The following is a 24,050-nucleotide window of genomic DNA, read 5'->3' on the forward strand; positions in this document are numbered from 1 at the left end:
TCCCCCACAAGATCAGCTCAGTGCCTGTGCTGGTCCGGCGACCCCGGTCCGGCAACGCCGCCGGGTGCCACCGGTGGCGCGAGGTGGTGATCCGCCGTCAGTGCTTCACCTTCGGACGTGCGGTGGGACGGGGACGGAAAACCCGTTGGGCCGTGGATCGGATTGCGCTACGGTGCTCGGGCGGGCGGCTCCGCGGCGTGCTTCCTTCTGACTCTCCTCCGAAACCTGTAGCGCGCCCCCTCTCCGCCCGCTTCTCTCTTCTTCTGCCACCTTCGTGGGGGTCTCTCCGCATGCCCCGAGCCATCACGGCTCCTTTCGACAGCGATGTCGACCTCGATCTCGGTTCTTTCCTGCTCCGCCGGCGTGGCGCCGTCTGTGTGGCCCCCGGCGATCTGCTGCCCGGTCCGGACGCGTGGAGCGTCCGCGGGCTGGTGGCGCTGGACGCCGACCTGGCCCGGCGGGGATACCTGCTGACCAGTCAGCTGCGCTCGACGCTGGCCAGGTCGGCGCCGACCCGGCTGGCGGAGATCGGTGACGGTCTGCTCGCCCGGATCGATCATCTGCTCGGCGCGGACCGCGAGCATGTGCCGCTGTTCCGACGCTTCCCCGACGCGGTGCCCGATCACGCGCAGCTGTTCTACAGCCGGCAGATCCGGGCGTTCCTGCTCAACCAGCCCCGCCAGCCGTGTGCGCACTGCGGGCGCCGGGGCGCCGAGGCGGGCATCGGGGCGCTCGCGCCGTGTGCCCATCTGCTCTGCGCGGCATGCCTGGCGGGTCTGACGGCCGAGGGCCGGGGCGCCGAGTGCCCGACCTGTGGTGTGTCACTGGGCAGCGGCACGTATCTGCCCGAGGACAGCCCGGCGGGCCGCAAGGCGGCGCAGGACTTCGGCGGCGAGCGGGCGTTGCGGCCGCTGCGGCTGATCACCGGTGACCAGGTCACGGCCGCGATGGGCGAGCTCCACCGGCTGCTGGCACGCCGGACCCCGCTGTCCCCGCAGGACCGCGACGACCTTTCCGCGCTGCTCGCCCACGCGCCGGACGACCTGCCGCGGCGGCTGCCCGCGCAGATCCCGGTGCGGGAGACGAAGGCGATGGTCCTCGCGGCCCTGCTGCGACGCGGCGGGGCGGAGGCTCTGCCGGACATCGCCGAGCGGGTCGACACCGCGACCGACGTGCTGCGGCTGCTGTGGGCGTGGTCCGGCGCCGAGCCGGACCTGCTGCCGGCCACCGCCCGGCGGCTGCGCCTGCGGGGCCTGTCCCGGCCACTTCGCCGGGGTCTGCTGGAGATGCTGGAGAACCTGCCGCCGACCTCGCTCGTCGAGGACCTGCGCCGGCACCGGTCGGCCTGGCTGCGGGCGGGCGAGCTGCTGCACCCGTACGAGTACCGGCAGCGGTTCCCGCACGTCACGCAGGCATTCGTGGTGCTGCGCGAGAGCGACCTGCGCACGCATGCGGTGGGCCGGGAGGTCGCGGCACGGGTGGCCGGCCCACTGCGGGTGGTGAGCGCGGGCGAACGGACCCGGCTGGGGTTCACCGGTTTCGCCGGGCGGGTCGAGAGCCTGCTCGCCGCCGGTGACGTCGAGGGGGCGCTGCGGGTGCTGGCCGGGAGGCCCGGCGAGCTGGTGCGCCGCCTGCACCAGGTGCTGCGGGTGCACGCCACCGCCACGCCCGGGGCTCCGCTGCCGTCTGCCCTGCTCGACACGGTGGCCGGCGCGCTGGCCCGGGTCGCTCCGGGGCCGCTGCTCGGCGCCTACGGGGCGCTGCGCGGGCAGCGGACGGCGGGCGAGCGACGGCTGTACTTCCCGCGCGGGACGGTCTCGCTGGCGCACGCCCGCGAGGACCACGGCACGGTGGTACCGGCCGAACTCGCCGCCCCGGTCCTCGGGGCGATCGAGGCGGAGCTGGTCCGCAGGGGCGGCGCCGACGGCGAGCGGTTCGACGTGGCGCTGCTCGACGCGGAGCTGGTCGACCTGGTCGCGCCGTTCGCCGAACGGGCCGCGGCCCGCACCCTGGTGTGCGTGCCGCGCGGCAGCCGGCAGCGGCTGCCGGAGGGGGAGCGGCTGCGGCTCTTCCTGCACTGGATGCAGCCCGAGCACCTGCGGGTCGATCTCGACCTGTCGGTGGCGCTGTACGACGAGCACTGGGCCTTCACCGGGCTGTGCGACTACACCAACCTGGTGCACGGTGACCGGGCCGCGGTGCACTCCGGTGACTACGTGTCGGCGCCGCCGCCGAACGGCGCGACGGAGTTCGTCGACCTGGACCTCGCCGGCCTGGCGGCGAGCGGGTCGCGGTACGCGGTGATGATCGTCTTCAGCTACAACGACGTCGCCTTCGAGCAGCTGACCGACGCGTTCACCGGGTTCATGGACCTGGACGGGACGCCCTCCGGCGGTTCGCACTTCCACCCCAGGACGGTCCGCCAGCGGCTGGACCTGGTCGGCGACGCCAAGGTGTGCGTGCCGATGATCGTGGACCTGGCCGACCGCCGGTACACCTGGACCGACCTCAACACCGGTGCGGACGGCGGCTTCCACAGCGTCTACCGGCACGCGGCCGAGGTCGGTGCGCTCAGCCGCGACGTACTGGCCCACTTCTCACCGGAGAACCGCGCCACGCTCTGGGACATCGCCTCCGCCCGGGCGGCGGCGTGCGCCGACGAGGTGGTCGTCCGCGGCTCCGACGGCGGCGTACAGCGGTGGCGGCGGGGCGGGGCGGAGAGCGCGGAGGCATTCGGCGCGCGGCTGCGCGCCCTGCGGGGCAGCGACGGTGAGGCCGACTGCGGCCTGCCCGACCTCCTCTCCGGGAAGCGGGCGTTCGTCGCCCTGGTGGACGGCGACGTGCCCGTGCCCGAGAAACTGTCCGGGACCCTGTACCGTCTCTACCCGGGTCCGATCGACGCCGCGCCGGAGGAGCTGGAGCGCCTGACGGCCGGCGACCTGGTCGCGGGGCTGGTCCCCCGGCCGCGCCGCTGACGGAACCCGCCGCCCGACCCCGTCCGCCCGACCCCGCCCGTCCGAGCCCGTCCCCGAGCGTGCGACCGCGCCATCAGGACAGGTCGGCGAGGGTGGCGCGGACCTGGTCGCGGAACCAGCGGTGGGCGGGGTCGCCCGCTGGAAGGCGATGACCGCAGACGAAGCGCGGGCCTGGACGGCCGGGAACACCGGCCCCAGGGGCGGCCGCTCTCACAAGAGCTGCAGCCGCTGCGCACCGACGCCCTGAGTGCGCCGCCCGCCGACCACGAGCGGGTCTACGCCGAGCTCATCCAGCCCGGCGAGGGTGCTGTCGCCGGAGCCCCGATCACCTCCGGGGCAGCAGCCGTCGCAGCCACCGGGCCGGGCATCGGATCGGCCTCCGGGGCCCGGCTGCCGAGCAGCTGCAGCACGGTCTCCCGGGTGATCGCCAGTCGGGGCCAGAGGCTCCCCGGCCGACGCGAGCTTCTCCCGCAGCGCGTTCAACTCGCCGCGCACGATGGCTTCTTCCTCGTCCAACCGCCGGAACAGCGACACCATCGCCGACCCTGTCTTCCCGACGGGCCACCACCTGTGACAACCGTACGGGCGAGCCCCGAACGCCCGCAGGCGGTGACCGCGAACACCCCGAGCGGGACATCCCTGGTCCGCAACACGGGCGTTCGCTGACTGCTGGTGCGCGAGCGACGGCGCGGCCGACAAGAGGCCGGCGGCCGCGAGTGCGGTCTCCCGCACGCGCACGTCCGGATCGCCGAAGACCGCGGCAACGCCGGCGAAGAGCGCGGCGACGCCGGCGGAGAGCGCGGGCCGCACGGCCTGAGCGGAACGCGATGCCGTCCGGTGCCGGTACTGGGGAGGGAGCGCTGGACGGCGGGTGGCCGGGGGCGTTGGGCAGGTGTCCGACCGGCTCTCAAAACACCTGTCCCATACACGTCGGGGCCGCTCCATGGTGGGTCAGGTGGTGCACGTGCGGTCGTTCGCGGGGATCCGGCCCGTCGTCAGGTAGCGGGTGACGTCGGCGTCGGCGCAGGTCGGACGGCCGCTCACCACGACGCCGTGGCCCTCACCGCCGGCGACCGTGACCATGCGGGCGCCGTGCAGGGCGCGCCGCATGCCCTGGGCCATCGCCACGGGTGTCTGTGGGTCCCATTCGTTCTGGACGATCAGGGCCTGGACGTTGTTGTCGACCACGATGGCCGTCTCCCGCGGGGCGGACTTCCAGAAGGCGCAGGGCTGGATGGTGGCGCCGAAGTCGCCCGCCAGTGGGTGGACGGCGCGGTCGCGGATCGCGTCGCGGCGGTACTGCTCCGGGTCGCGCGGCCAGGTCCCGCCTTCCCCGCACAGCACCGACCAGGCGAGGGAGACGACGTTGTCCACATCCGGCATCTGCGGCGGAGCCTCGGCCCGCGCGACATCGGCACCACTACCGGCCGGGGCCGCAGTGTCCGAAGCCGCGGCCTTCAGCGCGACGATGAACGGGGTGACGGCCTCGAGGTGGACGAAGGCCCGGTACTGCCCGCGGATCGCAGCGCCGTCGAACACCTGCCCCTCCAGGGTGATCGGCGTGCGGTCGGCGCGGGCGACCAGATCCCAGAACGTCGCGCGGACCGCCTGCGGGGTCGCGCCCAGACCGAAGGCCGCGTCCCGTTCGGCGGCCCACCGGGTCCAGCGGGTGAACGCGAGTTCGGCTGCCCCGGCCGTTCCGCGCAGCACGCCGCGCCAGACCAGGGCGGGGTCGAGGGCGCTGTCGAGAACGAAGCGGTCCGCCCGCTGAGGGAACATCTGGGTGTAGACGGCGCCCAGGTAGGTGCCGTACGAGTGCCCGAGGTAGGAGATCTTCCGCTCCCCCAGCGCGGCCCGGACGGCGTCCATGTCCCGTGCGGAGTTGCGGGTGGTGAGGTGCGGCAGCAGGTCCCCGGCCTTGGCCTGGCACTTGTCCGCGATGCTCCGCGCCCGGGCCACGTCCTGGCCGAACGTCGCCGCCGAGTAGGGGTGGTTGAGGACCTGCTCGTCCCCCGCCAGGCCGCAGTGGACGGGCGCGCTGCGTCCGACCCCGCGCGGGTCGAAGCCGATCAGGTCGAACCGCTCCCGCACCTGCGCTGCCAGCAGCGGCGCCATCCCGGCCGGCATCGTCAGCCCCTCACCGCCCGGCCCGCCGGGGTTCATCAGCAGCACGCCGCGCCGCTTCACCGGGTTCTCCGCCTTGATCCGGGACACCGCGATCTCGATGGTCCGGCCGCCCGGATCGGCGTAATCCAGCGGCACCTTCACCACAGTGCACTCCAACGACGCCGGCTGGTCCTGCGCGCACCGCTCCCACCGCAGTTGCTGCCGCCCCTCACCCAGCAGCACCTCACCGTCCGCCGCGAACGCGGTCGCCGGCACGAGCGCCACCAGCACCGCCGCACCCGCCACCGTCACAGAAGTCCTTCGTCCACCACGCAGCACCATGCCGCCCCTCCACGGAACTCGGTCTCTCGGATCGCCACCAGTCTCCGGCCGCCCACAACCGCCACCGGTCCTACCGCAGGATGGCTTCAAGATCCACCGCAAGTACCGCCCGGCAACCCCCACCCGTACGGGACCATCACCACCAACCCCGAGACGGCCCCGCCACAGCCGGCCACCTGTGCCCGAGCACCAGCGGGCCCAGTTCCCGCTCTTCCCGGTCCCTGACGCACAGTGAAAACTCCAGCCGGTTCGGGCCCGCCTCCTCGGCCAGCTGCAGCAACGAGCCCGGCTATCCGCCGAACGAGCACCGCCGCGTCCAGCACCGGCGCAGAGCCCCGCCCGCCGCACGGACCGCCTCCAGCCGTGCCCGGGCCTCGGCGCCCCGGACCTTCCCACGGCGCTGCCGAGCCCTCTCGTGGCACGACCAGTAGCGGTCACCACAGCGGCGGGTCCACCGCTTGCCGCCGATGGGACCGTGCTCCCAGGTGCTCTCCTCCGTGGGGATGTTCCGCAGTGGGCGGCAGGTCAGGGTCTTCGAGAGTTCCCGGTGCTCTTGGCGGGCCTGCGCACGGGGGGACTGCCGGGTGCAGACGGCGCGGACACGGTGGCGGTGAGGCGCGGGTGGGGGCGTCGTCGGGCGGGTCCAACAGAAACCCGAAGGGGGGCGGTACCGTCGAGGCCGAACACGACCGGGCCTTCGGCGTTGACGAACGCGCCGAGGCACACCAGGCGCTGGAACTGGTCGGCGGTGGCGGCCTTGAGGACGCCGCGCGCGCCGAGACCGTCGGAGCAGGGTGCTGGTCGAGCCGTTCGGGTTGGCCGCGCCACGGCGGTACGCGGGCTGTCCCAGCCGGGACGGCAGCCCTGCCGGATCCCGTCGCTGTCGTGAGCGGACGCTCGAAGTCCCATGGATCAGGCCGGCGGCGCCGGCGAGCTGAGCCGTCGACTTCCCGTTCGAGGGATGGGCCACTTTTCACCGCTCGCCAGGGTCCATCGGGCCGGAAGCCGTTCAAGACAGGTGCAGGCTCCCGGCGGCACGCACCGGCCCATGAGGAGACCGCACAGGGGCACCGCTCCGGTCACCGGCGGCCGCAGGGGCAGGCCGCCACAGGGGGCATCCGGAGGGACGGCGGGCGGGGTGGGAGGATCGGTGCGGCGGTACGTGCCGCACCCCATTGCCCGCGGCACGCACCGCCCGGCTCCCGGTATGCGGGCGGGTGAGCGCGGCATGGAAGGGGCGCACGTGAGCGGGTCGGCCGGCTGGTGGTCCCGGATCAAGAATTGGGCAGGGGTCCGCCGACCCGATAGGCCCTTCTCCCACCAGTGGGAGCTACGGCAGGCTGCCGCGCGGATGCGCGGGCGGCTTCTCCTGCACCCCGTGGAGGGTCGGTGGCAGGACCTGGCGTACTGGGATCCGCTGCCCACCGCCCGGGGCGTGACCGGCTCGATGGGCGATGGGCGCTGGGAGGACCGCAGCTGGCTGAACGTTCCGGGACCGTTCTACGCCGGCGTGACCGACACCGGACTGAACGGCCCGTACTACCTGCCCGAGCACGTGCTCTCCAGCGACGAGCACTACGAGTTCGTCTACCGCCAGCCCGCCAACCCGCGCGAGGTGGCCGGCCTGCTGGAGATCGCCCACGACGAGCCGCTGGGCGGCTACGCATGGGACGGCGACCAGCGTTGGACCCCGCAGGCGGTACGAGAATGGTGGGCCCGCCGGACCGACGTCCGGGACTGGATCACGGCGGAACTGGCGGCCGACGACCGGAACGAGCCGGAAGCCCTGCACCGGTACGCCGCCTACCTGGAGGACGGGCTGGAGACCTACCTGCGCGGCTACCTGTTCTGGCTGACCGAGGGCCGCGAGCCGCGCCTCGGCGAGGAACTGCCCAACCTCTGACACACCGCGTGCCCGCCGCCGACGAAGATCCCCGACGTCTGCAGGGATCGCCATCGGCGGCGAGTTCGGCGTCTTCCGCACGCTGCGGCCCGGGGCGGTGCCGCCGGTGTAGGTTCTCAGCCCCGGTGTCATCCGCCGCAGCCCTGACCTGCACGTTTTCTGGCTTTCTCATGCCGTGTCAGGCGAGCCCGGTTTCGGTTCCCTGTCAGTTCCTCTTCGGCCGGTGTTCAGTCTGCGGCGCTGGGTCGGACCGTGCGGATCAGCGTCTCAGCAGCGGACTTGAGCTGCTCTGGCTTTCCTGGAGTCCTTGATGTCTGGGTTTGTTACGATCCAGACGTAAGGAGAACCACGAGCAGTGCCAGCACCCCGTAAGTACCCCGATGAACTTCGTGAGCGCGCCGTGCGCGAGGTCCGCTCGACGGGTCGGCCCGTCGCTCACGTGGCCCGTGACCTGGGTATCCACAAGGAGGCCCTGCGGTCCTGGGTGCGCCAGGCCGAGGCCGACGCCGGAGAGCGCGACGATCGGCTCACGACCGCAGAGCAGGACGAGCTGAAGGAACTCCGCAAGGAAGTCGCCGAGTTGAGGCGGGCCAACGAGATCCTCAAGGCTGCCAGCGTGTTTTTTGCCCAGGAGATCGACCGTCCCCGGACGAGGCCGAGCAGGTGATCGACCACCTGCGCGACGGCTTTGGGGTCGATCCCGTATGCCGGGTGCTGGAGCTGTCGCCGTCGACGTACTTCGCGCGCAAGCAGCGGCCGATGTCGGCCCGCCGGCTCCGCGACGAGGAACTGATTCCGCTGGTCACAGCGGTGTGGGAGGAGTCGGGCCGCACCTACGGGGTCCGCCGCATCACGCGGGCCCTGGTCCGCGCCGGCCACCAGGTCGCGCGGTGCACCGTCGAGCGGCTGATGCGCGAGCTCGGCATCGAGGGCGTGATCCACGGGCAGCGGCGCCGCACCACCGTCCCGGAGCCGGCGGCACCTCGTCCGCCGGACCTGGTCAACCGCCGGTTCACCGCCCAGCGCCCGAACCAGCTGTGGCTGGCCGACCTGACCTACGTCCGTACCTGGTCGGGCTGGGTCTACGTGGCGTTCGTCCTGGACGCGTACTCCCGCCGGATCGTCGGCTGGCAGGCCGCCACCCACATGCGGACCGACCTGCCGCTGGACGCGCTGGAGATGGCGCTGTGGCGACAGAAGATCAAGAAGGGCGCCGGCTTGATTCATCACAGCGACCGCGGGTCGCAATACGTGTCCATTCGCTACACAGAGCGATTGTCCGAGGCCGGCGCCTCGGCGTCCGTGGGCTCCGTCGCAGACTCGTACGACAACGCGATGGCCGAGGCCCTGAACGGTACGTTCAAAGCCGAACTGATCGAGCATCAGGGACCATGGCGGGACTTCGACGAGGTTGAGCGGGCCGTCTTCCAGTGGGTCGCGTGGTACAACGGTGAACGACTCCACTCCGCCCTCGACTACATGCCACCCGACGAGTACGAACAGGCATACTGGGCGAGCCTGGACCAACACCCGCAAGTCGCTTGATCACACGATCGCGGACTCCACGAAAGCCGGGGCAGCTCAAGGTGGAGGGTGACCGGAAGCGGTATCGGAAGCGTGCCGCCGGGCCGATCCGGGCCCTGGACAACAGGCCGCGGGGCGATTCTCACCGGTCAGGCCGGCCGGGCAGTGCTGGTCGGATCGTACCCGGCGCCAGCCTTCGGCACGCTTGTCGGCGTACACCTCAAAGTAGCTCTGGCCCGGTGACCCGTTCGCAGCCTGCGTTCAGAACCGTCCGGGCTGCGTGGCGGCGCCGGACCGACCTCCTGCGGCCCTCCCCGCGCGGGCGGCAGCCACCGAAGCCGAGCCAAGGACCAGGAAACTGCCGGCCGCGAAGAACAGCGCGGGGACAGCGCTGAAGACCCGCAGTTGGCTCTTCAGCGCCCCGTAGTACTCGGGCCGCGTGAGGTCCACCCTGGCCTCGCGCTGCGGGTGCGCGGCCCGGTCCCAGTAGGTGTAGTAGTAGCCGGACGCATCCACCTTGAGCTGCCCCGGCTTTCGTGGAGTCCGCGATCGTGTGATCAAGCGACTTGCGGGTGTTGGTCCAGGCTCGCCCAGTATGCCTGTTCGTACTCGTCGGGTGGCATGTAGTCGAGGGCGGAGTGGAGTCGTTCACCGTTGTACCACGCGACCCACTGGAAGACGGCCCGCTCAACCTCGTCGAAGTCCCGCCATGGTCCCTGATGCTCGATCAGTTCGGCTTTGAACGTACCGTTCAGGGCCTCGGCCATCGCGTTGTCGTACGAGTCTGCGACGGAGCCCACGGACGCCGAGGCGCCGGCCTCGGACAATCGCTCTGTGTAGCGAATGGACACGTATTGCGACCCGCGGTCGCTGTGATGAATCAAGCCGGCGCCCTTCTTGATCTTCTGTCGCCACAGCGCCATCTCCAACGCGTCCAGCGGCAGGTCGGTCCGCATGTGGGTGGCGGCCTGCCAGCCCACGATCCGGCGGGAGTACGCGTCCAGGACGAACGCCACGTAGACCCAGCCCGACCAGGTACGGACGTAGGTCAGGTCGGCCAGCCACAGCTGGTTCGGGCGCTGGGCGGCGAAGTGGCGGTTGACCAGGTCCGGCGGACGAGGTGCCGCCGGCTCCGGGACGGTGGTGCGGCGCCGCTGCCCGCGGATCACGCCCTCGATGCCGAGCTCGCGCATCAGCCGCTCGACGGTGCACCGCGCGACCTGGTGGCCGGCGCGGACCAGGGCCCGCGTGATGCGGCGGACCCCGTAGGTGCGGCCCGAGTCCTCCCACACCGCTGTGACCAGCGGAATCAGTTCCTCGTCGCGGAGCCGGCGGGCCGATTTCGGCCGCTGCTTGCGCGCGAAGTACGTCGACGGCGACAGCTCCAGCACCCGGCATACGGGATCGACCCCAAAGCCGTCGCGCAGGTGGTCGATCACCTGCTCGGCCTCGTCCGGGGACGGTCGATCTCCTGGGCAAAAAACACGCTGGCAGCCTTGAGGATCTCGTTGGCCCGCCTCAACTCGGCGACTTCCTTGCGGAGTTCCTTCAGCTCGTCCTGCTCTGCGGTCGTGAGCCGATCGTCGCGCTCTCCGGCGTCGGCCTCGGCCTGGCGCACCCAGGACCGCAGGGCCTCCTTGTGGATACCCAGGTCACGGGCCACGTGAGCGACGGGCCGACCCGTCGAGCGGACCTCGCGCACGGCGCGCTCACGAAGTTCATCGGGGTACTTACGGGGTGCTGGCACTGCTCGTGGTTCTCCTTACGTCTGGATCGTAACAAACCCAGACATCAAGGACTCCAGGAAAGCCAGAGCAGCTCACCTGCACGTCCTCGGCGGTGCTGGCACCTGTGGCGATGCCCAGCGCGGCCAGGCACACGACGGCCGCGTAGGTCCGCTTCAGGACAGGCGGCAGCAGCACCACGAACCTGCCGAGCCGACCGGAGTTCTTACTGGGCGTTTCGTCCCTGACTTTGGAGCTCAGGTTCCGCGCCAGGTCGGTGTGGTTTCGCCGGTGAGTCGGCGGGTCATGAGGCTGATCATGGCGACGTGGACCATGGCTTCGGAGCGGGCCGGGAGTGCCTCGTAGTCGCGGGCGAGGCGGCGGTGGTTCATGAGCCAGCCGAAGGTCCGCTCGACGACCCAGCGGCGGCGCTGGACGACGAATCCCCTGGTGGCAGGGTCGCGCCGGACGATCTCGAGGTCGATACCGAGAGCGGCGGCGTGTTCGACGACGGCGTTCTTGTAGCCCATGTCGGCCCAGGCCTTGCCGATGGTCGGGTGCTCGGCCGCGACGGCGGTCAGCAGCTGCCGGCCGGCGGTGCCGTCCTGGACGCTCGCGGCGGTGACCAGCACGACGAGCAGCAGACCGATCGTGTCGGTGACGATGTTGCGTTTCCTGCCGACGATCCGCTTCCCGACATCGGCGCCTTGGGTGGCGCTGGGAACGTTGGTGGAGGTCTTGATGCTCTGCGAGTCGATGATGCACGCAGTTGGTTCCGGATCGCGGCCCTCGGCGGTGCGGACCAGGCGACGCAACAAGCCGTTGAGCTGCTCGAACACCCCTTCCTTCTGCCATCGGGCGAAGTAGGCGTAGACGGTTTCCCAGGGCGGGTAGTCGTGCGGGAGGTAGCGCCAGGGGATTCCGGTGCGGTCGACGTACAGGATCGCGTCCAGCAGGTCGCGCAGGTCGTGCTCGGGCGGCCGGCCGAACGCCAGGGCCCGCTCGGTTCGGGCCTGGCGCCAGGCAGTGAGGGTGGGCTCGACGAGGGCCCAGCGGGCATCGGACAGGTCGCTCGGATACGGTCGACGATCCGTCATGATGACGGCATACTGCGGGATCGTCGCTCTGCCCAGGGCTTACGGTTCTCGGGAGACAAACATCTTCCAGTCTGGCTTTTTGGGATGAGACAAGAGGAAGCGCGCAGTTCCGGCAGACATTCGTACGCAGGCAGCCCTCCCGTCGCAGCAGCCTCTGGAGTTACCGCAGGAAAACTGGCCAGGCGGTCCGGAAACTGGGAGCAACTGGCTCTTTCGCGGGTGAAACGCCCAGTTAGAAGTCATCTCATTTGGGCTTGTAGGCTGCTCGCGTGACGATCGTGGAGCGTCTGGTGCCGGACGAGTTGTGGGAGCTGTTCCAGCGGGTGGTGCCGGCGGCGCCGACCCGGCCGCAGGGTGGTGGCCGCCGGCGCCACGGGGACCGGGAGGTGCTGGCCGCGATCGTGTTCGTGGCCACGTCCGGGTGCACGTGGGCCCAGCTGCCGCCGTGTTTCGGACCGTCCGGGCCGACCGCGCACCGCCGGTTCACGGAGTGGACCGCGGCCCGGGTGTGGGCCAAGCTCTACCGCCTGGGCCTGGACGAACTCGGCGCTCGCGGCGAGCTGGACTGGTCCAGGTGCGCGGTCGACTCGGTGAACATGCGCGCCACGAAAAGGGGGAGCTGACGGGTCCGAATCCTGTCGATCGGGGCAAGTTCGAGTCGAAGATCCACTTGCTCACCGAACGCACCGGTCTGCCCATCTCGCTCGCGATCTCCGGCGCCAACCTGCACGACAGCCAGGCCCTGATCCCACTCGTCGAGGCGATCCAGCCGATCCGCTCCCGCCGCGGCCCGAGACGGCGCCGGCCCGGCAAGCTCCACGGCGACAAAGCCTACGACCACCGCTTCATCCGCTCCTACCTGCGGCGACGGCAGATCACCCACCGCATCGCCCGCCGCGGCATCGAGTCCTCGACCCGCCTCGGCCGGCACCGCTGGGTCATTGAGCGGACGGTGGCATGGCTCGGCGGCTTCCGCAGGCTCCACCGCCGCTACGAGCGCAAAGGCACCCACTTCGCCGCTTTCGCCACCATTGCCGCCGCCCTCATCTGCCACCGCAGACTGGCCAAATGAGATGACTTCTTAGGCCCCAGCAACCGGGCTCCGCCCTGGCCGCCGAAGACCGCAACAAGGAGGACCGGGAAGATCGCGAGGAACAGGCCCACGACGAGCCACGTGGGCACGGTCCACTCCCCGGGCAGCCAGGTCGTGGCCATGCACAGCAGGTCGGCCCCGCAGAGCCCCAGCGCCACGAAGAAGACCACCCGGTAGCCGCCTCGCAGCTCCCCCATGCCGAACCCCTCCAACCCCCAAGCCCATGCTAAGTGCACAGTATCTCCACCCTCACGCAAAGCCCTCGTGTCGGGGTACGAGCCACTTTGAGGTGGACGCCGACAAAGCTGACCACACATCACACACCGGCTTTCAGACCGTCGTGGTGCCCGTCCCGCCGGCTCGGGGGGCGGGACGGTACGCAGCCGGGCGGGCGGTGGTGTGGGTGCCGGGGTGCGGGCATCGGCGAGGTACTGGGGGATGACGGCGGCCAAGCCCTCGGCGACCCTGGACGCCTACCTCCTCCACGGTGCCGGCCCCGGCCACCGGCCCGCGCTGCATGCCGCCGAGCGCGTCTCGCTCCTGGCGATCGGCTCCGCGGCACTCACCGCACCGCTGGTCGTCCTCAGCGACCTCACCGGCGACCTACCACCGCTGTGCGAGGCGATCGACGAGGCACTCGCCCTCGCCGCAGAGACGGTGAAGGCCGCCAAGGCGCGGTTCGAACTCCGGGCCGGGATGGCGCTGGAGATGATCCGGGAAGAGGGCCTGTACGGCGAGAAGGGCTTCGCCGACTTCTTGTCGTACGTCACGAGCCGCTGGGGGTACAGCCTCTCCCGGGCCTACCAGCTGATCGACATGGTGCTGGTGACCGGAGCCGTTTCCACAATTGTGGAATCGCCGCTGCCCGAGTCCCAGGTCCGGCTCCTCGCTGTCGTCGTGCGCCAGCACGGCGCCGACGCCGCCCGCAAGATCCTCACCACGGCCAACGCGACGCCCGGCCAGCTCACGGCGAAGAAGCTGGCAGCGGTCCGCGACCAACTCGGCCTCACCCCCACCTCACGGGGCGGCTCCACCACGAACGGGTCGGCCACGGGCACCTCGGAGGTCATCGACGCCGAGGTGGTGGAGGAGCCTGCGGAGGTCCAGCGGGTACGGGACGGCCTCGCCGAACTCGCCAAGGCCGCGCAGCTGCTCACCGCGAAGAACCTGACCGCCGCAGTCCAGCACGATGCGGCCCTGGCCCAGGCCGTCCTGGCCGGATACGAGAACGCGGGCGAGGTCCGCCGCCGGCTGCGCCGCCACACCGGCACCCCGGCAGCGGAGTAGGCCCGGAAACGCAAAAGGGCCCCGGCTCGTCCCCCAGCGAACGGGGGACGAGCCGCGGGGCCCTTACGGTACTGCGCCGGAGCCACTGGCCCTGGCTCCGGCGTCGCTGTCGGCGGGTCAGCCAGCTGCGACGGCCAGGGTATCGGCGGCCAGGCGCGACCGGTACCGGTGCGCCTGCTCCAGGTTGGCGAGCAGGATCTCGGCAGTCTCCTCGCCGTCGCCCACGAGGGGGACGACGTCCGGGTGTCCGGCGTCCAGGATGCGCTCGTACGCGGCGATCTCGGCCGGGCCGTCGGCGATGTAGCGGACCGCGGCGGCGGCGTCGGCGCGGTCGCGCCAGATGTCGATGCAGATCCGGGCGTCGGCGACCGCGACGACGTAGGTGTGGTGCGCGGCGAGCCAGGCCTCGGCGGTGGTCAGGTCCTCCCACCGTTCCTCGACCAGGCGCAGCGCCTGGTCGCGCTCGTGACGGGCGTGCAGCTCGGCGGCGGGCCGGGGGTGCAGGGTGTTGTAGCGGGTGAGGACGTCGATGGTGGCGAGGTCGTCCACGCCGCCGACGCCGGTGCCGGCCCGGTGGTAGAGGTGCTGGGCGTCGGCGGTGCGGTCGGTGCCGGTGAAGCCGTCCAGGGTGATCGGACTGACGTCCTGGGTGATCGGGCTGATGGTGGCGGTGTCGGTGGTCATGGCGGGGTGCTCCTTCGTGGTGGTGGGGATGTGGTCGGGGCGGGACAGGTCAGGCGGCCGCGGCGAGGGCGGCGGCCGGGCGCTCCCCCGCCCAGTAGGGCTCCTCGAAGGGCAGCAGCGCGCCGCTCTTCACGTGCAGATGGCAGCGAGGATGCGCATCTCCCGCCGGCCCCGGACAGCGGTTGCCAGGGTCGTTGACCTGCGCCTACTCCAAGATCACTCCTACACCACTCGGCGGGACGCCATCCCTGCGGCACTCATGGGACCAGCAGCGCGGGCACCAGGAGGACGAAGGCCGCCCACTGGACGAGTGGCTGTGGCCAGCACTTTCACCTGGGGTGCGGGAGGGTTGTCAGCGGTGACCCAGCACGTTGACCACCCGTCCGCTGGGGTCACGGACGAAGAACCGCCTCACGCCCCACTCCTCGTCCTGCAAGGGGTGAATGATCTCCGCACCGTTCGCCCGCATGACCGCATAAGCCGCATCCACGTCGTCCACCTCAACACTCATGTCGGGAGCGACGGGCGCAGTCTCGTCGCTGGTCATGACGCTGATCTGCGCTGCCGGGCTGGACGGGGACGCGAGCGTCATGATCCAACCGTGGTTCATGACCTCCTCGAAGCCCAGCAGGCCGTAGAACTCCCGGCTCTCCTGCGTAGCCTCCGACTGGATGTTGGGCACGACACGACGAACGGCCATCGACGACTCCACACAAGAAGGAAGGTGTTCCTGTCTCCCCAGGAGTACTACGACACGCTGGCCCGTCTCAACGAAGTTTGATCGCTCCCATCGAAGTTCGACTGGCTCTGGCGACGCCGGCCTGGTGAAGCGGACGATGCCTGCCGTGTGCCCCGGTGGACGGGACGGCGATCCCATACGCCAGGATCATGCTCTCTGTTCACCACGTTCGAGGAAGCCCTGTGATCGTCCGCTTGAAGCCGCTGCCCGCTGAACTGCTCAAGAGCATGGTCACCCTGGCTAATACCGAATGGGACCAAGCAGGAATAGGGGCGTTCCTCCAGGAGCGCGGGTGGGAGGAGTCGGCCTGGCAAGGCTTCAACACGGACTCCGGCCACCAACTCGTGGCGGCAGACCCTGACTGGACACACGGCGGTCAGTCCCGCTTCTTCCTGCCCTTCTGTATTGCCGACGGGAGCGAGGACGCGGACGCGGGACCGCTTGGTGACGAGTGCGAGCTGGAGGGTTGGGAGGTCGTGGAAGACGGCTTCGACGACGTCTGGCATCAGGCATGCGCGACGGTGGTCGATGAGCTCGGAGTCGCCGACGTCACCGTCATGACCGAAGGGCACTCCAGGCGAATGGCTGCCTGGCGGGTCGGAACCGTCGCACTGGTCGTGGGGCAGAGCGAGGAGTTCACCTCCTACGGCGAACTGGACATGATCGCGATCTGGCTCGTTGCCCACCCGACCAGCGCCGACTGGCCGGACCCGCCCGCCTTCTACAGCTGGCTACTGGGCGAGGGCTGAAGCCCCCGGCCTGTCTCAACGAAGTTTGACCGCCCCCCATGATCTTGGCTCACTTCGAGGCGATCTCGCGGGTGGTTGGACTCGCACGGGTGTACGGCGATGAGGCTCTGTCGGCTTTCGACCTGGCCCTCCCGGGCCAGCGAACGATGGCCAACTGCCGACTGCGGCGCCGTGATCGTCCGCGCCGCCCACCGACCACGCGCCACGTGCTCAATGCGGTGCGGCGACAGAACCATACGCACAGCGCCGACGTTCCCCTCCAACTGACTCGCCCAGCTCTTGCGACAGGAGCAGCAGCGGCCCCTGACCGGCAGCGCCCGAGCGCCTGGATGAGTCGTCCCCCGCACCGATTCGAGCCGGGCAGTGAGGCCGTCGGTGTGGGACTCCCGTTGGTGCGCCTCTACGTGCCGGCCGGCACCGCCTTGGCGGGGATCAAGGCTCTGCTCGTTCATGGCGAGGTGGAGGGGTGATGGCCCCAGCGACGCCGGTGCGCAGGGCGGGACACTGGGGGGCGCCCGCAGAGCCCCTACCATCGGAGCGCATGATTCCCTGCTCCCCCCGCGGTCGCGTGAGCAGCAGCCAGCGAGGAGAACCAATGGCACGTCCCAGCGAATTCGGTGACCAGCGACTGGCAGCCGAAGGCGAGATCGCCGTCGCCCGGCTCGCGATGGACGCAGGCGACCTCCCGCACGCGGCCTCGCACCTGGCCGACGCCATGGCAACAGATCCCGCACTGCCCGACGTCCACGAGGCCCTCGCCGAGTTCTGCGCCCACGCCGGCGGCCCAGCGGCAGCCGTGGAGTACTTCCCGACCGTCGGCGAGGCGTCCCTGGGAGCAGCGGCCTGTTTTGCGCATGTGAGTGCGGCGGCCGGTGACTGGGAGGGCGCGTTGGAGGCGCTGGCTGTGGTGATGGAGGCCGAGCCTGCTCGGCCGTGGGCCGGGGCGGCCTGGCTGTTGCGCGAGGACCTGCCGGAGCTGATCGCGCCGGAGGCTGTGGTTCGTGCGGTCGCCCGTGCGACGGGCGCGCTGCGGGAGCCGCCAGCCGGGGATGTGCGGACGGCTCTGGTGCCGTTGGACCGGTTCGTGACCGCGGTGCTGGACAGGCATCCCGATCATGCTGCTCTGCTGGCGCTCTCCTCCGCACTGCCCCGCCTGCTCGGGGCCGACGGCCTGACCGTCGACCGGGCCGAGCGGGCGTACCGGATCAGCCCCGGGCGTGTGGAGGCCGTCATGTACGGCTGGGTACTGCGCGCCGACGGTAGAGCGGACGAGGCGCTGGCCGTGTGGGAGGCGGCGCTCGAGGAGGGGCCGTTCGACGGTCATCTGGCGGGTGAGGTGGCCGGACTGTACGCGGCCACCGGCCACCCCGAGGCCGGACTCGCCTGGATAGAGCGCGCACTCGACCATGAGCCCGACCATCCGATGGCCGCACCACTGCTGCACGGCCTGCACCACCAGATCGGCAGCGGCACGGAGCACCTGCTCGCCCTCGCCGACCACGCCCGCGCCCACCCCGGCCACGACCTAGATGATTGATGCCAAGGGCTCGCTGGCACGCATGACATGAAGCGAGGGAGTCCAAAGGTCGGTTGTGACGCCTAACCTGGACTCCCTCGCGACCGCACTCTACGTGAAGACCGACGACCTGCTGAAGGAATCGCCGTACCTGGCGCCGTGGCGCCCCGCTGTCGGCATCGCACCCCGGCTCACGGACGCGGAACTGGTCACCCTCGCGGTGATGCAGGCACTCCTCGGCTTCACCTCCGAACGCCGCTGGATCCGCCACGCCTCGTCCCATCTGCGGCACCTGTTCCCCTACCTGCCCGGGCAGTCCGGCTACAACCGGCGGCTGCGCAAGGCCGCCGACCTGATCGCCCAGGTCAACCGCCTCCTCGCGACGGACACCTCCCTGTGGACCGACACCGTGTGGGTCGTCGACTCCACGCCGGTGGAGTGCGGGCGCTCCCGCGAGACCGCAAAGCGCTCGGACCTGGCCGGATGGGCCGAGTACGGCTACTGCGCCAGCCACTCCCGGTACTTCTGGGGCCTGCGCCTGCACCTGGTGTGCACCCTGCAGGGCCTGCCCGTCGCCTTCACTCTCACCGGAGCGAAGGCCGACGAGCGGCAGACCCTGCTCGGCATGCTCCACACCGAACCCGGCCTCGTCGCTGCCCGCCCGGGCCAGACCCTCATCGCCGACCGGCACTACTACGGCCGCGCCTTCGAACACGAACTGGCTGAGTGGGGCGTCCACCTGCTGCGGCCGGCCCGCAGGGGCGAACCCCCGCGAGCCGGATCCGCCCTGTTCAAACCGCTCCGACAGGTCATCGAGTCCGTCAACCAGACCTTCAAGGCCCAACTCGACCTCGAACGCCACCAAGGCCGCACCCCGGGCGGTGTCATGGCCCGCGTCCTACAACGCATCCTCGCCCTGACCTGCGCGATCTGGCACAACGACCGCACCGGCCAGCCCATCATGCGCTCGCTGACCGCCTATGACCACTAACCCTTCGCATCATTCATCTAGCGGACGAACTCCTCGCCCGCTACAGCCGCCAGGTGCCATGGCTGGGCATCGTGCACCCGGTCGTCGATCCGTCGATCGAGGTCCTCACCCTCACCGGCGACTCCTACCGCACCCGCCAGCGGCGCGAGCTTCTCGCGAGGGAGAACCGCGCCAGCCGCGACTGATCCAGCCCCGGCTACTGAAAACCGGTGGTCACAGGGACCACCGACAATACAGACGCAGGCCGGCAGAATCAGCTCGCTGAGCCAGACCCGCCAAGGCCTCCAGGATTCCGAGCGCCGCCTGAGCATCAACCTGACACTGCAGCAGTTCGGCTGTCATGGACCACGGCTCGGCAACGCGCAGCAGGTCAGCGGGCGCTGCCGCAGCGAGGGCCTCGCCCAGGGTCTCCGACAGGCTGAACACCAGCACGGCGTCGTTCTCCGGAGACGACAGCAGCTGCCCCGACCGCGGGCGCTGGCTGGCCTCCTCATAGGTGCAGTCCGTAAGGATGGCTTCGAGCTGGGCGATGGCGACGACCGGGTCGATGTTCTTGAGGAAGACCACGTCGAGCGCGGCCTCGGCCGACCCTCCGGGCCGCTCTGCCACGGCGACGGCGGCCTGGTCGTCAGCAGCAGAGAAGTAATCGCACAGCGTCATGGCGACGAGTCTCGCATCCATCGCCGACAGCCCGGCTTGTCCGGAGCAAGGTCAGCAGACCCGAGTCGCCAACTACGCAAAGGGGTCAACTTTCGGAGACCGTTGACAAGGTCGCCCGAGCGGATCGAAGCCGGCCGATGGAGGCACAGGCCCGGGAACGGGAGGCCGGCCACGTGGAGGACTCCGGGCTTCGCCCCGAGTGGGAGGCGACCAAATCGCCGCCCTCGTCAGCGCCAAGGGGATGGACGGCCTACGACATGGCTCTCGACGGGCCGGCCCAGCCGCGGATCGCGGAGCGCGAAGCTCGGCTTGCGGCCCGGCAGAACCTGGCGCAGCGGGTGCGCCGGGGCCGGCGGGCAGCTGTGGAGCCTCGGGTGCTGCCTGCCGTGGGTCTGTGTCGCCTCAGCTTGCGGGCCCGAGTCCTTCCGGGAGAGCGGCCACCAGGACGGCGACGGCTTCCTCCGGCGTCTCGGTGCGGACGAGTGGCACTCCCTTGTCCCAGACCCCGTACAGCCCCTCGTCGTACGGGTGGATGGCGTACCCGACCCGCGCCTTCCAGGAGTCCCTGATGCTCGTGGAGAACCAGAGGTTGAAGTGACTGTTGACCGGCATCAGCCGGCTGAGCACCGGCTGGGCGTACGCCGCCGCCAGCAGCGCGTGCGGGCGCAGGTGCCGGTCGTAAGGCGGCATGTGGATGCGGTCGAGCTTGGAGTGCCACGCCAACTCGACCGGGCCGAACGGCTCGCGCGGATTCCACCGCATGTCAGCGGGCATGCGGAGAAGGTGGACGAGCACGAGCACCAGGAGCACGAGGCCGACCCGGACCGGACCGAGGCGTCGTAGCCGGCGTCCATCACCACCAGCACCTCCACCAAGGACCAGCGGGCAGCAGGCCGCCAAGCAGACGGCGCAGGATCCGCGGCAGACCGGCTGGGACGCCACCCGGCAGGCCCGCGACCAGCTCGGCGACTGACACGGTGTCTCGCCTGTCAGCCCGGCCCCGGATGCGCGCGGCGTCCGGGGCCTTGCTGCACCGTCCGCCAGGTCGTCCCGCAAGCGAATCGTTCGACAACCGACGGGGTCAGTAGTAGTGGCGGCGTCCGCCGACGGCGTGGCCGAGGGCGCCGGCGACCCACAGGATCAGGCCGATGACGGCGAGGATGATGCCGATGGTCCACAGGATCGAGATCCCGGTGACGAAGCCGATGATGAGCAGAATGACGCCGAGGACGATCACGGTGGCCTCCACGAGATGTGCTGTGAACAGCAGCAGGAGGTGGACCGAGACCGGGCCGCCCATCTCCACTGAGGGCGAGACTGGCACTGCCCTTCGGTCCCCCTGCCTGCGGACCGATACGTCTACCGCAAGTCGGGCAAGGCAAACCGCCCCGGCAGCGTCGCGGTCTCCTTCGTCGGGGCATGCGAAAGGCTTGCCTCCGGCGAGGAAGCGGACGACAGCACCACGAAGAACACCAAGACGAGGACGAGGGCGAGGACGGGCGCCGAGCCCGACAGCGAGACCCGGGAGGTGGAAATCACCTGGCCGTGGCGGTCTCACTGTTCCAGTTCCGGATCGCCACCGCCGAACAGCTGCGCAGGCTCCGCGAGCAAGGCCTGGCCGAGGAGCCGGTGCTGCCGCAGTCGGGGCGGGCGAAGGGCTGGTTCCTGACCGAGCACGGCGCGCGGATCGCGGCCGCGTTCCCCGAGCCGGCGGACATCCCCGCCCCGTGGCTGCCCGGGGACGGGGAGGCCTTCAAGTTCACGCCGTACCACCAGTTCGCCGTCGTCCGCACACACCTGGTGTTCCTCGCCGACGCCCGCACCCGTGGCGACTCCTACGGGCCGTTCGACCTGGTCCCGGAGATCACCCACCGCTTCGCCGAGGGCCAGGAGGGCACGGTGCGCTCGGACGGCCTGCTCCACTACGGGCGCACCGCCCCTACGAGGGACGGGTCGCCGACCGGGCGTTCGTCGAGGTCGACCGCGGCACCATGGGCGGGCCCCGCCTGGCCGCGAAGCTGAACGCCTGCGCCCGCTACTGGGCCACCGCTCGGGGTGACGGTTGTCGTCCTGTTGCGCGCGTCATGAACAGGTTCGATGCCGGTTCAGTAGGTCCCTTGCCCGGGGTGGGTCAGTCGGTGTGTCGGGCGGGGTGGGGGGTGACTTTCAGACGGGCGTGGACAGGGGGGTCCTGCCAGCCGGTGGCGGTCTGCAGGTTGGCGAGTGGCCCGTCGTGGAGGGCGCTGAGGACGGCGGCGGGCTCTGCGCCGGGGGTGAGGGTCAGCCTCAGACGCAGTTCCGGGTGTTTGACGGTCCCGGTGATGCGGGCGCGGGCCTGGTCGATGCCGGGCAGCCGCGCGGTGTCGGCGGCGACGGCGTCGGCAAGGGTCTGGTTGCGGATCTGGATGGCTCGGTGGGGGCGGGAGGCGCCGGCGGTGAGCTTGCGGGGCTGGTGGCGGCGTCCCTGACTGAGGAGCCACACGAGGGCGAGGAGGGTGAGAAGAGTGAGGGCACCGATGACGGCGGGCCACCACCAGTCTTCGGCGGTGTAGCGGGTCCGGTCGGCGGCGGGCAGCAGAACGTCGCCGGGCGAGGTGAGGGGCCAGCCCTCGGGCGGGTCGAGGTTCCAGCGGCGGTAGAGGTCGAGGCCGCCCATGACGACGAGCAGGCCGCCGATCAGCACAACGACGCCCAGCAGGGCGAGAAGAGTCCGGTTGATCCGTGAGCGCCTCTTCATGCCTCGTCCTCGATTCGTTGTGCCGGCCGCGGATGGGTCACCGGGGGCGGCGCACCTTGACCCGCAGCCGGGGCGCGCGGGTCAGGGCAAGGGTGTCGCAGGCGGCGCCGAGCGCCCGGGTGAGGTCCTCGTGGACCTCCTGCTGGTCGCGGTAGCGCACGTCGGCGTAGACATCGATCCGTCGGCGGTTCACGCGGATGCGGGCGCGGGAGACGCCTGGGACGTGCCAGGCGGCGTCCCGTAGGACGACCTCCGCGCTGCTCCGCTCCAGGGTGGCACGCATCGTGGGGGTGCCCTCCGGCGCCCGCATCGGCAGCAGCGCGCGGTGGCCCGGTGTGAGGGCCAGCACCACCAGCAGCAGTCCCAGGACGGCGGCGACGGTCGCGCCGACGAGGACCCAGGTGTCGTCGATCGGCCGGGTGGCGAGCTCCTCTGCGAGGCGGGTGCGCCAGGTGAAGGCGCGTTGGCCGGCCCGGACGGCGCACACGTCGTAGAGCAGCAGCCCGGCTCCGACGGTGATCAGTGCCGCTGCGACGGCGGCCGGCCACCGCCGCGCCGACCACACCCGGTGGCCGCGCCGTCTCCCATCAGGAGCTCCACCTGCCGCACTCGGGGAGGACGCGCTGCCATCGGCGGCGACCGTCACCCCGGACCGGGGCACGGCAACCGGGCCGCCGGCCGGGTCGGCGGTGGGGTGCCGGTGATCGTTCTCCATCTGGCGTGCCTCCTCACAGGCCGGGTCAGGCCACCCGTCCCGGCGCGGCGGCCAGATACAGGTTGCGTACCGTCAGGACCACGTCACTGACGGAGAGGCCGGTCAGTTCTTCCATCTGGGCCACGATGCGTTGCTGTACCGCTTCGGCTGCGGAGGAGATGTCGATGGGGTACGGGAGATCGACGGTGACTTCCAAGCGGGCTGTTCCCGAGCGGACGGCGGCTTTCGTACGGGCGGCGTCCGCGTGGGGTCGCGGTGCTCCGGTGACGAGGCCGGTGAGGGCCTCGCGCGCGACCTGGGTGGCGAGCCGGGCCACCACCCGGTCGGGGATCACGGTGGCGCCGCGCTCGGCCGGAGCGGGCAGCGCCACGAGGCGGCCGCTGCGGGCGGCCGGCGTGCCGGTGCTCACCTGCGGCTCCGGGTTCGGAACATGTCGCCGATCGGCGTGTCGCTCTCCGCGAGCCAGCCGATGAACAACCCGACCGCACCCAGCACAGCCACCAGCAGGAACGCCCAGAAGCCCCCGAAGAAGCCGGCGAATCCCAGGGCGATGCCCGTCAAGAGGCCCGCGATTGCAGCACTCATCATTCACTCACCGTCCTTGCGCCCAGGCGTCCTACTGCACGCGGCTCTCGGTCTGCTCGTCTTCGTCGTCCTCGGGCAGGTGAACGTCGTCGACGGTCACGTTGACCTCGACCACCTCCAGCCCGGTCATCCGTTCCACCGCGTCGATGACGCTGGCGCGCACGTCGCCGGCCAGATCGGCGATGGAGGGCCCGTACTCCACCACGATGTCGAGGTCGATGGCGGCCTGCCGCTCCCCGACCTCCACCTTCACGCCGCGGCTGACGCTGGCGCGCCCGCCGGGAACACGGTCTCGTACTGCGCCGAGCGTGCGGGCCAAGCCGGCTCCGAGGTTGTGGACGCCGGGGACCTGCCGGGCTGCGATGCCCGCGATCTTCTCGACGACTCCATCGGCGATGGTGGTCTTGCCACGCGACTCAGCCGGCTGGCCCCTGTCACGGGAGCCTCCGAACGTGGGCATCGTTCCCTGGTCGCCGCTGCCACCGGAAGGGCTGCTGGGATCGGTCATGGTTCTGGTCCTTCGCCTGTCCTGAGAGTGCCCCCGTTCGGGGCAGTCACATGGTTGGACACACCGGGGAGCGCAATCCTCACGCCGCGAGGAGTGAAATTCGTGGACATGTAAA

25 protein-coding genes are annotated in these 24,050 nt (G+C 70.9%); 10 read left to right on the forward strand and 15 right to left on the reverse strand.

What is annotated here, in order from left to right:
• The first annotated feature begins 290 nt into the window (after positions 1-290).
• Positions 291-2,975 (forward strand): MXAN_6230/SCO0854 family RING domain-containing protein, encoded by a 2,685-nt coding sequence (locus ABEB06_RS00200; RefSeq protein ID WP_345694682.1) that lies wholly within the window; start codon positions 291-293, stop codon positions 2,973-2,975.
• Positions 2,976-3,185: 210 nt separating this feature from the next.
• Here the strand turns inward: ABEB06_RS00200 and ABEB06_RS00205 are convergent, their stop codons facing one another.
• Together ABEB06_RS00205 and ABEB06_RS00210 are read right to left on the reverse strand one after the other, a co-directional pair.
• Positions 3,186-3,785 (reverse strand): hypothetical protein, encoded by a 600-nt coding sequence (locus tag ABEB06_RS00205; protein WP_345694683.1) that lies wholly within the window; start codon positions 3,783-3,785, stop codon positions 3,186-3,188.
• Between the two features lie 141 nt (positions 3,786-3,926).
• Complete coding sequence (locus tag ABEB06_RS00210) at positions 3,927-5,393, reverse strand: alpha/beta hydrolase (RefSeq protein WP_345694684.1); 1,467 nt, start codon at positions 5,391-5,393, stop codon at positions 3,927-3,929.
• Between the two features lie 1,408 nt (positions 5,394-6,801).
• On the opposite strand from ABEB06_RS00210, the gene ABEB06_RS00215 reads away from it, so the two are divergent.
• On the forward strand, positions 6,802-7,326 hold the full coding sequence (locus ABEB06_RS00215) for a ferredoxin (protein ID WP_345694685.1): 525 nt from the start codon (positions 6,802-6,804) through the stop codon (positions 7,324-7,326).
• Between the two features lie 355 nt (positions 7,327-7,681).
• Positions 7,682-8,871 (forward strand): IS3 family transposase gene (locus ABEB06_RS00220; RefSeq protein ID WP_345694686.1). Its coding sequence is split into 2 segments (ribosomal slippage): positions 7,682-7,946 and positions 7,946-8,871, totalling 1,191 coding nucleotides; the frame shifts between segments, so codons are not numbered across the junction.
• A gap of 240 nt (positions 8,872-9,111) precedes the next feature.
• On the opposite strand, the gene ABEB06_RS00225 is transcribed toward ABEB06_RS00220, so the two are convergent.
• The 3 genes from ABEB06_RS00225 to ABEB06_RS00235 form a co-directional block, all read right to left on the reverse strand.
• A complete protein-coding gene (locus ABEB06_RS00225; protein WP_345694687.1) occupies positions 9,112-9,366 on the reverse strand; it encodes a hypothetical protein in 255 nt (84 codons plus the stop codon).
• 41 nt (positions 9,367-9,407) lie between these two features.
• Positions 9,408-10,597, reverse strand: a protein-coding gene (locus ABEB06_RS00230) for an IS3 family transposase (protein WP_345694688.1) whose coding sequence is annotated in 2 segments (ribosomal slippage) — positions 9,408-10,333 and positions 10,333-10,597 — 1,191 coding nt in all. Because the reading frame shifts where the segments join, the coding sequence is not laid out codon by codon here.
• Positions 10,598-10,831: 234 nt separating this feature from the next.
• Entirely contained in the window at positions 10,832-11,671 is an 840-nt protein-coding gene (locus ABEB06_RS00235) for an IS5 family transposase (RefSeq protein ID WP_345694678.1), read from the reverse strand.
• Between the two features lie 275 nt (positions 11,672-11,946).
• Between ABEB06_RS00235 and ABEB06_RS00240 the strand changes: the two genes are divergently transcribed.
• Positions 11,947-12,743 (forward strand): IS5 family transposase gene (locus ABEB06_RS00240; protein WP_425559749.1). Its coding sequence is split into 2 segments (ribosomal slippage): positions 11,947-12,279 and positions 12,282-12,743, totalling 795 coding nucleotides; the frame shifts between segments, so codons are not numbered across the junction.
• 459 nt (positions 12,744-13,202) lie between these two features.
• Positions 13,203-14,051: a hypothetical protein gene (locus tag ABEB06_RS00245; RefSeq protein ID WP_345694689.1), complete on the forward strand. Its 849-nt coding sequence runs from the start codon at positions 13,203-13,205 to the stop codon at positions 14,049-14,051.
• Positions 14,052-14,168: 117 nt separating this feature from the next.
• On the opposite strand, the gene ABEB06_RS00250 is transcribed toward ABEB06_RS00245, so the two are convergent.
• On the reverse strand, positions 14,169-14,735 hold the full coding sequence (locus ABEB06_RS00250; RefSeq protein ID WP_345694690.1) for a hypothetical protein: 567 nt from the start codon (positions 14,733-14,735) through the stop codon (positions 14,169-14,171).
• Positions 14,736-15,087: 352 nt separating this feature from the next.
• Positions 15,088-15,435 (reverse strand): VOC family protein, encoded by a 348-nt coding sequence (locus ABEB06_RS00255; protein WP_345694691.1) that lies wholly within the window; start codon positions 15,433-15,435, stop codon positions 15,088-15,090.
• A 221-nt stretch (positions 15,436-15,656) separates the two neighbouring features.
• Between ABEB06_RS00255 and ABEB06_RS00260 the strand changes: the two genes are divergently transcribed.
• The 4 genes from ABEB06_RS00260 (at position 15,657) to ABEB06_RS00275 (ending at position 18,915) form a co-directional block, all read left to right on the forward strand.
• The gene (locus ABEB06_RS00260) at positions 15,657-16,223 is read left to right on the forward strand and encodes a hypothetical protein (RefSeq protein WP_345694692.1); all 567 of its coding nucleotides are present in this window, start codon (positions 15,657-15,659) and stop codon (positions 16,221-16,223) included.
• A gap of 595 nt (positions 16,224-16,818) precedes the next feature.
• Positions 16,819-17,760: a tetratricopeptide repeat protein gene (locus tag ABEB06_RS00265; RefSeq protein ID WP_345694693.1), complete on the forward strand. Its 942-nt coding sequence runs from the start codon at positions 16,819-16,821 to the stop codon at positions 17,758-17,760.
• 55 nt (positions 17,761-17,815) lie between these two features.
• Complete coding sequence (locus tag ABEB06_RS00270) at positions 17,816-18,730, forward strand: IS982 family transposase (RefSeq protein WP_345694694.1); 915 nt, start codon at positions 17,816-17,818, stop codon at positions 18,728-18,730.
• A gap of 53 nt (positions 18,731-18,783) precedes the next feature.
• On the forward strand, positions 18,784-18,915 hold the full coding sequence (locus ABEB06_RS00275; RefSeq protein ID WP_345694695.1) for a hypothetical protein: 132 nt from the start codon (positions 18,784-18,786) through the stop codon (positions 18,913-18,915).
• A gap of 28 nt (positions 18,916-18,943) precedes the next feature.
• Here the strand turns inward: ABEB06_RS00275 and ABEB06_RS00280 are convergent, their stop codons facing one another.
• The 3 genes from ABEB06_RS00280 to ABEB06_RS00290 form a co-directional block, all read right to left on the reverse strand.
• The gene (locus ABEB06_RS00280; protein WP_345694696.1) at positions 18,944-19,390 is read right to left on the reverse strand and encodes a hypothetical protein; all 447 of its coding nucleotides are present in this window, start codon (positions 19,388-19,390) and stop codon (positions 18,944-18,946) included.
• 402 nt (positions 19,391-19,792) lie between these two features.
• On the reverse strand, positions 19,793-20,164 hold the full coding sequence (locus ABEB06_RS00285; protein WP_345694697.1) for a DUF6193 family natural product biosynthesis protein: 372 nt from the start codon (positions 20,162-20,164) through the stop codon (positions 19,793-19,795).
• Positions 20,165-20,471: 307 nt separating this feature from the next.
• Positions 20,472-20,627: a DUF6131 family protein gene (locus tag ABEB06_RS00290; protein WP_345701701.1), complete on the reverse strand. Its 156-nt coding sequence runs from the start codon at positions 20,625-20,627 to the stop codon at positions 20,472-20,474.
• A gap of 308 nt (positions 20,628-20,935) precedes the next feature.
• Between ABEB06_RS00290 and ABEB06_RS00295 the strand changes: the two genes are divergently transcribed.
• The gene (locus ABEB06_RS00295) at positions 20,936-21,412 is read left to right on the forward strand and encodes a hypothetical protein (RefSeq protein WP_345694698.1); all 477 of its coding nucleotides are present in this window, start codon (positions 20,936-20,938) and stop codon (positions 21,410-21,412) included.
• 109 nt (positions 21,413-21,521) lie between these two features.
• Here the strand turns inward: ABEB06_RS00295 and ABEB06_RS00300 are convergent, their stop codons facing one another.
• The 5 genes from ABEB06_RS00300 to ABEB06_RS00320 are packed head-to-tail and all read right to left on the reverse strand — an operon-like array spanning position 21,522 to position 23,935.
• The gene (locus ABEB06_RS00300; RefSeq protein WP_345694699.1) at positions 21,522-22,127 is read right to left on the reverse strand and encodes an alkaline shock response membrane anchor protein AmaP; all 606 of its coding nucleotides are present in this window, start codon (positions 22,125-22,127) and stop codon (positions 21,522-21,524) included.
• 37 nt (positions 22,128-22,164) lie between these two features.
• Entirely contained in the window at positions 22,165-22,842 is a 678-nt protein-coding gene (locus ABEB06_RS00305) for a DUF6286 domain-containing protein (protein WP_345694700.1), read from the reverse strand.
• A gap of 25 nt (positions 22,843-22,867) precedes the next feature.
• Positions 22,868-23,251: an Asp23/Gls24 family envelope stress response protein gene (locus ABEB06_RS00310; RefSeq protein WP_345694701.1), complete on the reverse strand. Its 384-nt coding sequence runs from the start codon at positions 23,249-23,251 to the stop codon at positions 22,868-22,870.
• Positions 23,248-23,427 (reverse strand): hypothetical protein, encoded by a 180-nt coding sequence (locus tag ABEB06_RS00315; protein ID WP_345701702.1) that lies wholly within the window; start codon positions 23,425-23,427, stop codon positions 23,248-23,250. Before ABEB06_RS00315 ends, ABEB06_RS00310 begins: the two co-directional genes overlap by 4 nt.
• A 31-nt stretch (positions 23,428-23,458) precedes the next feature.
• Positions 23,459-23,935 (reverse strand): Asp23/Gls24 family envelope stress response protein, encoded by a 477-nt coding sequence (locus tag ABEB06_RS00320; RefSeq protein WP_425559558.1) that lies wholly within the window; start codon positions 23,933-23,935, stop codon positions 23,459-23,461.
• Positions 23,936-24,050 lie beyond the last annotated feature (115 nt).

Source organism: Kitasatospora terrestris (assembly GCF_039542905.1).
GTDB lineage: Bacteria > Actinomycetota > Actinomycetes > Streptomycetales > Streptomycetaceae > Kitasatospora > Kitasatospora terrestris.